This window comes from Bacillus sp. AFS059628, assembly GCF_002571225.1.
In the GTDB taxonomy this organism is placed as follows: Bacteria; Bacillota; Bacilli; order Bacillales; family Bacillaceae_G; genus Bacillus_A.
This window is the reverse complement of the sequence record NZ_NVEC01000009.1, coordinates 1-15,130: the sequence shown is the minus strand read 5'-3', so window position 1 is coordinate 15,130 and position 15,130 is coordinate 1. Positions and strand designations below refer to the sequence as shown.

Genomic DNA, 15,130 nt, shown 5'->3' with positions numbered 1-15,130 from the left:
TTAATACGTGCTTCAAGTGCTTCGACTGAACCTTCAACTGGTGCTTGTTTTGATTGTTTATTTGAATCTTTTTTCATGGATGGACGCCCCTTTTTCTTTGATTGAAGGGCATCGATTCCTTGTGTTTCGAATTGTTTTTTCCAAACAATAATCGTTGAAGGGGCAGGAATATTAAAAATAGCTGCCGTTTCAAATAAGGACGTACCGTTTTCAATCATAAAATTTAGTACGTCTAGTTTAAATTGTTGCGTGTAATTTGTATACCGTTTTAGAAAAGCTTCCGCACCATTTTTTTATATTGGTTTACCCAATTCAAAATTACGGTGTCTCTTATACCAATCGCTTTACTAATTTTTCGGTAACTTTCATTTCCGTTCAAATAACGTTGAACGATGTGTATTTTTTCATCAGCTGTAAATTTAGCCATAGAAAAACTGCACCTCCAATTGTTAGACTGTGTCTNNTGTGTCTAACAATTGGGGTGCAGTTCATTCCTACTCGTTTTTTTTTGCGATGTTTAAGTGCTATTTACTTTATTTTTTAATACATACTAATTTCATTTCTGTCATTTCTTCTATTGCATATTTAATTCCTTCACGCCCCGTACCACTTTCTTTCACACCACCATAAGGCATATGGTCTACCCTGAACGTTGGAATATCATTTATCATGACACCACCAACTTCAAGCTCATCAATTGCACGCATAGCTTTAAACAAATTATTTGTAAATACGCCTGCTTGTAGACCGTAACGTGAATGATTTACTTGCTCTATGGCCTCATCAAATTCTTTAAATGTATTTACGGTCATAAGTGGACCGAATACTTCTTGGCACTGTACAGATACATGCTCTGGAACATTCGTTAATACAGTTGGTTCAAAAATCCTTTCATCACGTTTGTTACCACCATATAAAACGCTCGCTCCTTCTTTAACTGCTTCTTGCACCCAGTTATCGATACGCTCGACATCTTTTTTCGAAATTAAAGCTGATACATCCGTTTCCTCAAGCAGCGGATCACCAACAACAACTGTTTCCATCGCTTTCTGTAACATAGATAAAAATTCATCCATTCTCTCTTCATGTACAAAAACACGTTGCACCGAAATACAAACTTGTCCATTATTAACAAATGCTCCCCATTTTACTCGTTCAATTAATTCATCTGTTAATTCTACATCTTTATCAATAATAACAGCAGCATTCGATCCTAGTTCTAACGTAACTCGCTTTAACCCAGCCTTTGCCTTAATTCCAATTCCAACTTTCGGACTTCCCGTAAAAGTAATGGAAGCAACATCATCATTTGTAACAATCGCTTCACCTACAGTCGAACCAGGACCAGAAATAATATTTAAAGCTCCTTTTGGCAATCCTGCCTCTTCAAATAGTTCAACTAAAGCGTAAGACGATAGAGGCGTTTGATCAGCTGGCTTTAATACAACTGTATTTCCGGCAGCAATTGCAGGGCCGACTTTATGTGCCACTAAATTTAATGGAAAATTAAATGGTGTAATAGCCCCTATAACTCCGATTGGTTTTCGCATTGTGTATGCAATACGTCCATCTGCACCAGGTGCTGCATCAAGTGGCAATGTCTCGCCATATATTCGCTTCGCTTCTTCCGCTGCAAATTTGTATGTCTGAACGGTACGATCTACTTCTCCCCTCGCAGCACGAATGGGTTTTGCAGCCTCTTTTGCAATAATCTCTGCAAATTCTTCTCTTCTTTCATCCATTTTTTGTGCAACCTTCTCTAAAATAGTCGCACGGTCATATGCAGATAATGTATTCATTTCTTTCATTGCATTTTTTGCAGCAGTAACAGCCTCTTTTACATCTTCTTCCGTCCCTTGCGCAATTTCTGCTAATGTCGCTTCAGAATATGGTGCGTATAATGGTTTATACGTGTTTACAGACTTCCAATCTCCATTTATATATAAATGCTTTTTCATAATTCTTCCCCTTTCAAATATATGTATACTATAATACTTCACCTAGTGAAAGGTCTGACTTATGTCATTGTATCATAACCCTTATTCTGTCAAAAATATTATGCTCAAAAAAACTCTGCCATCTAGCAGAGTCTACGAACTAATTTGTTCTTGTAATGAAATTTGTTTTTCATCTTCTACAATAACAATTGATTCTACAGTTTTTGTAACTTCTAGTCTTTTTATATAGTGTCCATCTAATTCTTTTACGCAAAACTTATAATTTTCAATTTCAATGAAATCCTCTTCAGCAATGTCTATATTCTTCGTTAAAATCCATCCACCTATTGTATCAACACCATTATCATCAATCGTTAAACCTAATAACGTATTTACTTCACTAACAAGTACTTTTCCCTCTAGTATCGTTTTCGTTTCACTAACTTGTTGAATTTCTGGCTGTTCATCTGTATCAAACTCATCTTGAATATCTCCAACTATTTCTTCTAAAATGTCTTCAACAGTAACAAGTCCAGACGTACCGCCATATTCATCTATCAATATAGCAATATGTGTTCTTTCCTTTTGCATTTTTAAAAACAGGTCGTGTATTGGAATAGAGTCAATAACTAAAATGATTGGTCTCATATATTGCTCTACTTTCTTATTACTAACCGCATTATGCTGCACAAAATCTGTAAAAATATCTTTAAAATTCACAAAACCTATTACGTGATCTTTATCACCATCAACAACTGGATATCTCGTATATTTTTCCCGAGACATTTTTTGCAAAGCTTCTTCAGCAGGCATTTCTTTACTTATAATATGCATCTCAGTTCGGGGTACCATTATTTCTTTTGCAATACGATCATCAAATTCAAAGATTTTATTTACATATTTATATTCAGACTGATTAATCTCTCCATTTTTGTAACTTTCTGAAACTAATAACCGTAATTCTTCTTCTGAATGAACTTCATCGTGCTCTTTCGGTGGTTTCAGCCCTAGTAACTTCGTAATCATTCGGGCTGATCCATTTAATAGCCAAATAAATGGAAACGCCATACGATAAAAGAAAATTAACGGTTTAGCAACAAATAAACTCACTTGTTCAGCTTTTTGAATCGCAAATGTTTTTGGGGCCAATTCCCCTATTACAACATGTAAAAATGTAATAAACAAAAACACTAAAATTACAGCAAAAATATCTGCTAGTTGAGTAGAAATGTTCAAATTTACAAAAAGCGAGTCAAACATTTGCTTTAACGCAGGTTTACCAAACCACCCAATTCCCAGAGCTGTAACTGTTATTCCTAGCTGACAAGCAGATAAATATTCGTCTAAGTTTGTAATGACTGTTTTGACAGATGTTGCGCGATTATTTCCTTCTGCAATTAAATAGTCAATTCTTGAACTTCGTACTTTAACAATTGCAAATTCTGCTGCAACGAAAAATGCCGTTAAGGCAATTAAAACAATCACTATACTTATACTATATATGTCCAAATACTTTTCCTTACTTACATTGTAAGCAAGGAAGCCACCTCCTACTTAATTTTATTCAAGTGAAGTAAGCATTCTAATACTCTAACAAAATTCTACATTAGCAACCACCTTTTTATATATTATATGCATACATAAAAAAGATATTTATCATTATGATAATCTAATTCATTTCCCTCAGTCAAATGATTCTAAATCTTACGATAAAAGTTTTTATATTCACGATATATTCTTCCTAGCTTCATTTCGTGAAAAAACACTTTCTTTGCCGATTCCACACTTCTTTTGTCACACTGGAAGGGAACTTACTTCATAGATCGAAATCATTCAACAGGATATATATAGGAGGGATTATTTTGGAATATAAAACACCATTTATCGCAAAAAAATTAGGTGTTAGCCCTAAGGCTGTTGTCCGGATTGCACAACAATTAAATCTTACGATAGAAAAAAATAAATATGGTCACTTTATTTTTACACAAGATGATTTAGATCAAATGTTAGAATATCACCTTTCACAAATAGAGCAGTCCCAAAACTCTCATCCTACTCAAAAAACATCATCAAGCGATGTTGAAGATTTAAAAACACAAGTAAATACAATCGTTCAAAACATATCATCACATGATTTTGAGCAATTAGCAGCTCAATTAAATACAATTACGAGAAGGCTAGATCGAATGGAAGAACAAATGCAGGATAAGGCAAATGATGTTGTTACGTACCAACTTTTACAACATCGCCGTGAAATGGAGGAAATGTTAGAGCGAATTCAAAAGCTAGAATCTGCCCTCAAGAAAGAAGAACCAATATATATTACTCCTGATACAAAACCAACATATGAGCGTGAAAAGAAACCGAAGCGCCGTAAAATGATTTTTAGTATTTTTGGATTATAATTTTTAGACCCTTATTAAAATAATAAGGGTCTTTTTCATGAAGAAAGATTCCATTTTAAAATAGTATTCTCTTTATTATACATATTCATTTCTTTTTATTTGGTTAACATAATATTCTTACTGTATTCTGCGATTAATGCCTGTGCATGAGCATTCCCTTGAATTACATCTCGAAATTCTTTTAAAGAATATAAATGCGTAGCCCCTTTCCGGGCATGAATTCGTACTGGTACACCTTGTAAAGTATCATGAAACTGAAATGGCTTATCTATCGGTTCAATTGGAAAACCGAGTGTTAATAAATACATATACATTCTTTTCGTAACTGCTGCAATATACCATTCTGCTTTCGTTTCTAATGCATGCATAAATAAAATAGCTGTTAAACGTTTGAAGTGTCCTCTCCCACGAGACGTTTTCGCAATACTTAACTTACCTATTTCATATACATTTTTCAAATCTTTTACTAAATCATTTTTAGAAAACGGATAGAAAAACTCAGAATTCGACTGCTCTGGTACCGTATACTTAATACATTCTACTGTACCGATATGATGTTCATCTTCTATTAATAAAAATCGTGATGGATTTAAATTACGTTCTACGAACATTAAGTTTCTTTCTTCACAAAAATCTCCCCATAGTTGTTCGAACCAAAAATGTTCTTCCTTCGTTTGGACACGCTGGAACATATTTCCCCGCCTTTCCCATTGCCGCTCTGTTTTTGATAACGCTTTCACTATCTATCATATAAGAACAAATCTTCGTATGCAACTAAAAATATTTATGACTTATTATATTCTGCAAAACGAATTAAATTCCATCTTAATCGTCTTTTATCCCTCATGTATCGTCCTTCTAATAACATATTTATATTACTACCAAATTCATATCTCATGGAACTTTCTTCCACACTGCATATAATTCTTCTTAATCTAAAAAAATCCTCTATAAAAAAGGATTTCTTTTACTTCTTCATGCTTTTTAACCACTTCTCAAAAATTTGTACCATTCCATGTTTTCCAGCTAATTTCTCTTCCCCTTGTTTCGTTTTATATGGATATAATTGCAAAAACACACCACATCCAGACTCAATTTTTTTACTATGCATATGACTTCCTGGATATACACAAATAACTTCATAAATGGCCCTTCGATGATAGACTCGCTTTCCATCTTGTTCTTCTACATATTTTATAGACCAGTACTTATACATTTGCTCAGTTGCTTTCGTATTTCCAACGTGCTGAAAAATATTGTACATTGGGCTATACTTCACTTCAATAATAATAGAAGATTGATATACATATTTCTCTTCTTCCTTTACATAGCAGTCTAATCGAATATCTGGCTTCTTAGTATCTTCTCCATTATAAAAATTACTCCCTTTACTTAATGCTATAAGAGGATGTGTTTCAATTAAATCATTAAATGCGACATGTACTCTCATATCATCACGTTGTAAAACTACTGTCGTGCCATCTTGTAATCCATCTACATAAAAATGTTCTTGTATTTGTTCACGAATAGAATTTCTAGCCTCAAAACCAATTTGCTCTAACATGGAAATAACGATAAAAAAAGCGTAATATTCATACACTAAAAATGTTGGCTTATAAACAAATAATAATGATGGAGATTGATCTGTATATTGCGGAAGTAAATCTAAATGCTGTAGTAGTTGTTGATGTGGTATCGGTAAATTATGTGAGTTCATCTTACCCGTTTCTGAAACCTCTCTCCAAAATGGAGAATGCATTAAAGTTTGAAAGTATTGTACACTTTCCTGTACAAAATGCGCTAATATTTTATATTCTTGTATCTTCATGGAACTTTTTCGTAAATCCGCCTCTTTTAGTAAATGAATATTTTTATATTTTTGTTTCTCTCTATCGGTCACTGATCCATTACGCTCTATTGTTTGTATAATCGTTTTTACAGCTTGAAATTCTTCTGATTTTTTCTTCTTTGCTTTTTCTAATATATCAATTGTTTGACGCAAAAAACTTTCAGCTTCAAGTAAATAAAGATAAAATTGCATCGCTTTAAATTTAAGAAATGCATTCTCCTTACTATTTTTTTGTTCTATAAATTTACGATTATAATATTTTGCATACGGTTTTCTTTCCGCCACTACGGCTCCCTTTCTCGTTACTTTCCGCTCTTTTTCTTCCCATTTATATTCATGTATAAACTTTGAACTCGATTCTATTTTCTTAAAAATTTGCTTTATCTTTTTCATTTTTTGTGGCAACTTTCTAAGTAACACTAAATAAGAAGAATCTTCAATATCACTAAGAGCAGAGAAAGTCTTTTTATAATAACCTCTATCTAAAATCAACTCATTTAAAATTGACTTCACATAGTTTTGAATCATTTCAAATTGATCATCGAAAAAATTTTTTGGTACGACTTGAAAAGCACCATAATACGTTTGATCTTCTATATTTACTTCAAAATGATACAAACCACAACGCCATGGATAAAAGAATTCTGTTTTTCCATGTTCATATATTAATACCTTTTGTTTTTTGTCATTTATTTCATATTTTGTTTCTTTTATATTCTTCTGTCCCTCATAGACTTTATTCCATATAAAAGTAATATTCATTGGATTTTCATACTGGTACTGCAATCTGATTGGTTTTAATTCTTGCACTTTATAAATACATTGAGCTAATGCTGTTGCAGATGTACAAAGACGATTTAATAAAATATATTCTCCTTTTGACTCCGTTCCAATAATTAACTTTAATACAAAAGGAAGCGTTTCTTTCGTATCAACGATTTCTGTTTCATATCGCCCATCATTTTGCATAGCCATACAACTCCAGTTCTCTACGCTTTTCTCTTATATATGCTATAGAGTGTTCAAATGTAGATACTCTGTTTGCAAGTGGAGATTGCAAAAGAGGTACTAATGTCGCTCCCCTTTTTACTTCTTCAGAAAGTAAAGAGCCCACCATCATTTCAGTCCCTCTTATTTTCGTCAATACACGTTGCTTTATTTGTAAATCAAACCCCTCTTCTCTACTAATCATATAGGAATGATTATTTTGAAACGGTATATTTTGCAAGTAAGCAGCTATTGCGTTTGCACATCGAAAAGAAATCCCCTTTGACGCATCATGTGATGACAATGCAGCATGTAATTTATCTAATAGTTCTAACTCTTCCCCAGAAAACACCTCAATCATCGTTTTATTTCTAACCCAATTCATACGAAATTCTCCTGCAGTTACTTTCAGAGGTGGTTGTAATACAACTTTCTCTTGTTCCATACACATCTCACAAAACGGGATCTTTTGTAATGTTATTACATTCGTCCGATCTAGTAATCGATCTGAAAGCTCTTTCGTTGTTTCATCAAAATTGATAGTACCTACAAATATAATATTTTCTCCAATTTCAATTGTTGGTGGAATTGGATTTTCTTTTTCTTGTACACCTTCATATAAATTTAAAATACGATTTTGCTTTTCAAGTTGAAGAACAGATAAAAATGGAGTAAACCAATGCTCAATATGTGACATATTCATTTCATCAAAAACGATTATATACAGCTGATTTTGATTTTCTTTTGCCTTCATAAGCGCCCTAACTAATTTTGTTTCACTTTCAATAAAGGTACCATTTGGGTGAAGATAACCGAGTAAATCATGTGGTTCTTGATACGATGGTGAAATCGGGATCCAAACCAATTCTTCCCCGTATTGTAATCCAAGTGCTTCTGCATAAGCTTGTAAAAAACGGGATTTGCCAGTGCCTGGTATACCACCAAGAATCGTTAACATATTTGTTTTCACGCTTATATGAAAATTATAAATGTCCGTTTCATCCAAATATAACCCTTTATTACGCACAAAACTTTTTACATATTGTAAAAAGACGGATTCACGCTCATCCCATTCCCATTCATCCTTTTGCACTTTTATTTCCTCTACTTCTACATACTTACCTTCCTCAGTCATTCGTTTTTTTAATTGCTCATGCATGTGATTACTTACAAAATACAATTGATCTTCTACAGCTATATCTACATGCTTGATCCAGTCATTAAAGTCTATATACTTACATTCCCGCTGCTGTTCAAAATATGCGATTGAACTAATTGATGAAGACTTTAAAGATATATTTCCATACAACCTTCCATCGTGCCACAATAATTCGGGAGGTTCAAAGTCTTTCGGATATTTAGGCATTAGAAATGACAAATAACCATTATTAAGTTTTCTTTCTAAAGATTCTCCTTTTTTATAATCGGAAACTTTAGGTACTGGAATCATTTTATAACCGCTTGCTATTTCTCTTGGTTCTTCTGTACAAATTAATTCAGCATATATATGTCCTCTTTCATAATAAAGACGAAACATAACCAATTGTTTTTCTAATTTTTTTTTCTTTAATTCCGAAAAGACTTTTTCATTCTTTTTATTACTACATAAACCGTCAAATACATATGGTTCATTTTTTAGTTGTTCTTGTAACGTATATGGTATTGGCGATAGGCATTGTACAAAGAAATTCTCTCCATTCTTCTCACTTTCTGATTTTGTAAACTTTCCGATAAACCTCATATAGTACATTCGTTTTATAAAACTTGGATGAAGAGCTTTATGTAATTTCACCTTTGTCACCTTCTTTTTTTCATACTATTCTTAGTGTATGAAAGAAACGAAAAACTAGAAACAAAAAACCTGACGTTATCCGTCAGGTTCAAAATAAAAACATATATTAATGAGATGGAAATGCTTTTTTCTCTTGTAAAATGGCATTATGAGCAATTTTCATTTTTGCAAGTACATATCGTAAACGATCTTCAGCGTTTTCATCTTTATGTTGCTGTAATTCCGCCAAATTCTCTACCGCACTCGCTAAATTTTCAATCACTCCTCGCAGTTCAGGATGATGATTAAAAAAAGATTCTTGCACTAATACTTTCCTTACTTCACTCGCTAAATCAACAATTCTGGTCAACTGTTCTTTTTCTTCCATTTTCATCCCTCCTGAATATCTTATGTATTAAATATTCTCTAGACAAAGAAAAAAGCCCTTTAATTGAAAAGGACTTTTACATTTTTATATTTCCAGTTAATAACATATAAAGGGATGTGACAGCTGCAACTACAATTGCCCACATTACATACCTCTCTATACCAGTAAAACAGCGATTTCCTTTTTCTTTTCTTGCATACATATAAACCATGATCCCGATTCCATATACGATTGAAACAAGCAATAAATTCTTCAAACCAGCTGCATAAATAAGCCATACAGAGTACATAGAAGCAATTAAAGCTAATGAACCGTTTTTTACTTTTGCATCTTTTAGTTCATTTGTAATGACTAATTTGAATTGGAATAATGCTGATAATAAATATGGTACTAAAATTGATGTTGACGCTATGAAATACATAATTTGATATGTTGATTCTGAAAACAGAACAATTATAAATATAACTTGGGCAACGCCATTTGAGATCCATAATGCCATATGCGGCGTTTGTTTTTTATTTGTTTTCGTAAAGACTTTCGGAAACACGCCATCTTTTCCTGCTACATGGGAAATTTCAGAAACAAGTAAAAACCAGCCTATTAATGTACCTACAAGTGAAGCAACTAACCCGATGTTAATCGCTACTGCGCCCCAAGTCCCAACAACATGTTCTAATACATGTCCCATTGACGGCGTTTCTAAAACAGAAAGCTCTCCTCTTGTCATCGCTCCCATTGACAAGACAGAAATTAAAATATAAATAGACATTACTAAAATAAGTCCTAATACTGTCGCTTTACCGACGTCTCGACTATTTTTCGCTCTTCCAGATAATACTACCGCTCCTTCAACCCCAATGAAAACCCAAAGAGTTACAAGCATAGTATTTTTCACTTGACCAAGTATAGAGGAAACTGAAATAGTTCCTTCTCCCCAAAAATCATGTGTAAATGTATCCCAGCGAAACGCTGTTACCATTACAACAATAAATAATACGATTGGAACCAATTTCCCTATCGTTGCAATAACATTCATAATAGATGCTTCACGAATTCCAAATAAAATTAGAAAATGAAGTGTCCATAATAAAAGTGATGCTCCTACGATAGACGCAACACTATTTCCGCCTTTAAAAATTGGGAAGAAATAACCTAATGTACTAAACAGTAACATGATTGTTGCAACGTTTCCTAAAATTCCTGCTAGCCAGTATCCCCATGCACTGTTAAATCCAATATATTCACCGAAGCCAGCACGTGCATAACTATAAATTCCGCCCTCAAGCTCTGGTTTTTTTCTTGCTAACGTTTGATAGACGAGCGCGAGTGGAATCATTCCCATCGCTGTAATACACCAGCCAATTATTATAGAGCCGCTATTTGCTCCTACTGCTAAATCATGCGGTAAACTAAATACACCGCCACCAACCATTGTTCCGACTACTAATGCAATTAATGGAAAAAATCCTAACTTCTTTTCTATTTGTACCACCCCATCTGTCATTCTAGGTGTTATGTTCGTTCAACTATTAAAGTCACCTTTTTCTCTAATAGACGTTTCTTTTATATTTTTTCAGGAAAACATTACTTATTCTAAAAGAAAATGAACAAAAATGGAATACTTTTTTGAAAAAATGTATAAGTATGCACAAAAAAACCGTTCATTTTGTAATGAACGGTCATTTCATACATATAAATTTGTATATTTCTTGTAAAATTAACGAAGTAAATTCTCTTTTTGTAAAAATTGTTTCGCTACTTCTTCACTACCTTTTCCATTCACATTTACCTCATAATTCATTTTTCGCATTTCTTCATCTGTAATCTTTCCAGATAATTTATTTAATACTTTTTCAAGTTCAGGATATTTTTGTAACGTCTCTTTTCTTAATAAAGGTGCACCTTGGTACGGTGGGAATAACCCTTTATCATCTTTTAGCACTTTAAGTCCGTATTGTTCCAATTCACTATCTGTTGAATATGCATCAATTACATTCACATCCCCTGATTGAATTGCACTATAACGTAATTTCGGTTCCATCGTTTTCACATTTGAAAATTTATAGTTATATAATTTTTGCATTCCTTTATAACCGTCTTCACGATCAGCAAATTCTAATGTGAATCCTACTTTCGCATCTTGTGCAATTTTTCCCAAATCAGAAATTGTATTCACATTATTTTGATCTGCTATTTTTTTCGGCATGGCTAGAGCATACGTATTGTTATACTCCATCGGTTTCAACATAACCATATTATATTTCTTTTCCATTCCAATGCGGGCTTGCTCATATACTTCATCACGATTTGTGCTTTTTGGCTCTTCTTTTACGAAAGTAGATAAAGCTGTTCCTGAAAATTCAGGGTATATATCTACTTCTCCTGATTTCAATGCTTCAAATACAAATGCTGTTTTTCCAAGACCTGGTTTTAATTCTACGTGTAAATCAGTATCTTGTTCAATAAGCTGCTTATACATTTGAATTAAAATTTCTGGTTCTGATCCAAGTTTGCCGGCAATAACAATATCTTTCTTTTGCGTGTTCCAAAGAAAGGGAGCAGCAATCATGATACAAACAATACATATCGTCAATATAACACGCTTAGAAGAGCGTTTAGGACTCTCAAGCACTCTAAGTACTACATCAAAGAATAAAGCGAGTAACGCGGCTGGTACAGCCCCTAAAATGATAAGCGCATGATCATTCCGATCAATACCAAGTAATATGAGTTTTCCGAGCCCACCAGCACCTATAAGAGCTGCTAATGTAGCCGTTCCAACAATTAATACCATCGCCGTACGAATACCGGCCATAATAATTGGTAATGCAAGAGGAAGTTCTACCTTCCACAATCTTCTCCAGCTATTCATTCCCATAGCTCTCGCTGCTTCAATTAAAGATTCATCTAATTCCCTTATTCCCGTATATGTATTTCGTAAAATAGGTAATAGTGCATACACAACTAATGCAATAATGGCCGGGAGTTTTCCAATTCCTACTAACGGAATTAAAAGTCCGAGTAGTGCAAGTGATGGCACTGTCTGCATAACTGCAGAAGTTCCTATAATAAATTCAGCCATTCGTTCTTTTCTCGTTAATAAAATACCAAGCGGTACTGCAATAATTACTGCAAAAAATAATGATATAAGCGATATTTGTAAATGTTCACTTAATGCAGTAAGTAATTCTACTTTTCGTTCTTGGAACGTTTGTATAAAATCAGTCACTGTTTAGCCTCTTTCCTTCATTTGTTCAACAATGTAATTGACAATATGACGGCTTGTTAAAGCTCCAACATATTGACCATCTGCTTCAACTGGAACTACTTCGTCAGCTCGCACACGAACTAATGCATCTTGTAAAGAAGAATGTAATGATAGTGCTTCCCCTTCTACCCGCATACTTTCATCAAGTGGCAATACATCTTCTATACTTTTCCCCTCATACCAAGGTCGTCCACGATTTCCAATGAACTCTTCTACAAATTCATTTTTCGGATTATGTATAATTCCTTCTGGTGTATCTAATTGAACTACTTTTCCTTCTTTCATAATACAAATACGATCTCCAAGTGATAATGCTTCTTGCATATCATGTGTTACGAACACAATTGTTTTTTGAATCTTTTTTTGCAACTGTACAATATCCTTCTGAAGCTGTTCCCTACTTAATGGATCTAACGCACTAAATGGTTCATCCATAAGAACGATTTTCGGGTTTGCGGCTAATGCTCGCACGACACCGACACGTTGTTTTTGCCCTCCTGACAATTCATCAGGCATACGATCGCGATATACATCTGGATCTAGCCCGACCATCTGTAACAACTCATCGACACGAGCTTTTATTTTTTCTTTGCTCCACTTTCTCATTTCAGGAACGACTGCAATATTTTCAGCAATTGTCATATGCGGAAACAAAGCAATTTGCTGCAACACGTATCCTATATCCCAGCGTAATTCATTAATATCGTATTGTTGAATATTTTTTCCATCGATTAAAATTGAGCCTTCTGTCGTTTCAATTAAACGATTAATCATTTTCATTGTCGTTGTTTTCCCACAACCACTCGGACCAATAAGGACAAAAAACTCTCCCTTTTTAATTTCTAAATGCAATGAATCCACTGCTTTTGTGCCATCTTCATATGATTTTGACACTTGATTAAACTGAATCACAAATACAACTCCTTTATCGTTGTTTCCTTTATTTTGATGGAATATGGAATTCATTTCAAATGATACGCATTATTCTACAAAAAAAGAGCTCACATTTGAGCTCTAACGGTCGAACAATATTGTTTTCATAATAGCGGCATATTCACGTACATACATTTTTCTCTTAGAGCGCATTGGCGTTTCAGCAGCTAACGCCTCCATCTTTAATCCTAAACGCTTTGCAATTATTTTCGTTCTATACAAATGATACGTATTACTTACAACTACCGCATGTTTCACATCATATAAATCCATACTAAACTTTAAATTCTCATACGTATTTGTAGATTGATCTTCTATTAAAATACGACTCTCATCTATACCACGCGCCATTAAATAATTTCTCATACTATGAGCTTCCGGTATATCTTCATCTTCTCCTTGACCACCTGAAACAATTACTTTCGCTGTAGGATGAGAAACTAAATATTCCAAAGCTACATCCAAACGGTTTTGAAGAGATAAAGATGGTCTATCTCCAAATAACTTTGCACCCAGTATAAGAACGTACGGAGAGTGATAGCTCAACTTTTCACGAGCAACTTTGTTCATTCGAAACGTCATATAAATGATATATAGTGGCGGTAATAATAAAATGATAAGAAAAATCCATTTGTTCATAAATAAGTTTGCACTCCGATACGATAAACTTAACTAAATCTATACAATTCAATCAAATTTACACGAGTTAGTGCTTCATCGTGTTCTCGCAACCCCGAAGGGACGAGGGGTATAACACTCCACACGAGGCAGTATCGTTACCTCCTATTATCAAGCTTTTATTTTACCCATCTTGATAAATTTATCGATGCATTTACATCCCTATCGTGATGGCTATTGCATGAAGCACAATGCCACTCACGTATTTTTAAACTCCACTGTCCTTCTGGTTGAACTGAATGGTCGTATTTTACTCCGCAACATGAGCAAATCTTGCTTGAAGCGAACCATTTATCAGCTTTTACATACGCAATGCCATACTTCTCACACTTGTATGATAAACATTGAAAGAAGAAGTTTAATTTTTGAAATGAAAATGCTTTCGATAGTTTTTTGTTTTTTAACAGGTTTGAGATAGGTAAGTCTTCCACAACAATCCTCATTGGTTTGGTTTTCACCAATTTAGCTGTTGCTTGATGGATATGGTTATTTCGGATATTAATAATTTTCCTAGATAACCGCAGGTGCTCAGCTTTCGCTTTTTCATATCCGGCAGATTGAATTTTTACACCTTTTTTAAATCTCCTAGACATATCTCTTTGCGCTGACTTTTTCCTTTTCAAAAGTTTTTTAACCTTGGCATCTTTGTTTATATTTCGTTCTTTCATACCATTAGAAGCTACAAAAAGCTCTTTTAAACCAACATCCACACCAATCGACTCATTGGTTAGTTCTTGGGATGCAAAATCTTCTTGAAACCCTACACTAATCCACCAGTGACGCCCATCAAAGGTAACTCTTGGATTGGATGGTTTTTTGTTTCTTGGTAGTTGTTGGCTTGTTTTCACTTCTCCAATGGACTGAATATGAACTACTTTCTTTCCTATAATCAGTCTTTCATAATTGGCATAAAA

At 33.8% G+C, this 15,130-nt stretch carries 12 protein-coding genes and 1 pseudogene; 1 reads left to right on the top strand and 12 read right to left on the bottom strand.

Annotated elements, in window-relative coordinates:
* The 3 genes and pseudogenes from COL05_RS05965 to COL05_RS05955 form a co-directional block, all read right to left on the bottom strand.
* Positions 1-427: pseudogene (locus tag COL05_RS05965) on the bottom strand (transposase); the annotation flags it as partial.
* A 106-nt stretch (positions 428-533) separates the two neighbouring features.
* Positions 534-1,958, bottom strand: a complete 1,425-nt coding sequence (locus tag COL05_RS05960) for an aldehyde dehydrogenase family protein (RefSeq protein WP_098667934.1) — start codon at positions 1,956-1,958, stop codon at positions 534-536.
* 132 nt (positions 1,959-2,090) lie between these two features.
* Positions 2,091-3,446, bottom strand: a complete 1,356-nt coding sequence (locus COL05_RS05955; RefSeq protein WP_098667933.1) for a hemolysin family protein — start codon at positions 3,444-3,446, stop codon at positions 2,091-2,093.
* Between the two features lie 353 nt (positions 3,447-3,799).
* Between COL05_RS05955 and racA the strand changes: the two genes are divergently transcribed.
* Entirely contained in the window at positions 3,800-4,342 is a 543-nt protein-coding gene (racA, locus tag COL05_RS05950) for a chromosome-anchoring protein RacA (RefSeq protein ID WP_098667932.1), read from the top strand.
* A 95-nt stretch (positions 4,343-4,437) separates the two neighbouring features.
* On the opposite strand, the gene COL05_RS05945 is transcribed toward racA, so the two are convergent.
* The 9 genes from COL05_RS05945 to COL05_RS05905 form a co-directional block, all read right to left on the bottom strand.
* Positions 4,438-5,034, bottom strand: coding sequence for a hypothetical protein (locus tag COL05_RS05945; protein ID WP_087956354.1), 597 nt, complete (start codon positions 5,032-5,034; stop codon positions 4,438-4,440).
* Positions 5,035-5,309: 275 nt separating this feature from the next.
* Entirely contained in the window at positions 5,310-7,160 is a 1,851-nt protein-coding gene (locus COL05_RS05940) for a hypothetical protein (protein WP_098667931.1), read from the bottom strand.
* Positions 7,150-8,970, bottom strand: a complete 1,821-nt coding sequence (locus COL05_RS05935) for an AAA family ATPase (protein ID WP_142337369.1) — start codon at positions 8,968-8,970, stop codon at positions 7,150-7,152. The genes COL05_RS05940 and COL05_RS05935 overlap by 11 nt, the downstream gene beginning before the upstream one ends.
* 106 nt (positions 8,971-9,076) lie before the next feature.
* Positions 9,077-9,337 (bottom strand): LemA domain protein, encoded by a 261-nt coding sequence (locus tag COL05_RS05930; protein ID WP_098667929.1) that lies wholly within the window; start codon positions 9,335-9,337, stop codon positions 9,077-9,079.
* A gap of 76 nt (positions 9,338-9,413) precedes the next feature.
* Entirely contained in the window at positions 9,414-10,841 is a 1,428-nt protein-coding gene (locus tag COL05_RS05925; RefSeq protein WP_098667928.1) for a basic amino acid/polyamine antiporter, read from the bottom strand.
* Between the two features lie 213 nt (positions 10,842-11,054).
* Complete coding sequence (locus COL05_RS05920; RefSeq protein ID WP_098667927.1) at positions 11,055-12,566, bottom strand: ABC transporter permease/substrate-binding protein; 1,512 nt, start codon at positions 12,564-12,566, stop codon at positions 11,055-11,057.
* A gap of 3 nt (positions 12,567-12,569) precedes the next feature.
* Positions 12,570-13,517 carry an ABC transporter ATP-binding protein gene (locus COL05_RS05915; RefSeq protein ID WP_098667926.1) on the bottom strand — a complete coding sequence of 316 codons (948 nt, stop codon included), beginning with the start codon at positions 13,515-13,517 and terminating at the stop codon, positions 12,570-12,572.
* Between the two features lie 102 nt (positions 13,518-13,619).
* A complete protein-coding gene (locus COL05_RS05910) occupies positions 13,620-14,177 on the bottom strand; it encodes a YdcF family protein (protein WP_098667925.1) in 558 nt (185 codons plus the stop codon).
* A gap of 158 nt (positions 14,178-14,335) precedes the next feature.
* On the bottom strand, positions 14,336-15,130 hold a 795-nt coding region (locus COL05_RS05905), incomplete at its 5' end, for an RNA-guided endonuclease InsQ/TnpB family protein (protein ID WP_098667924.1).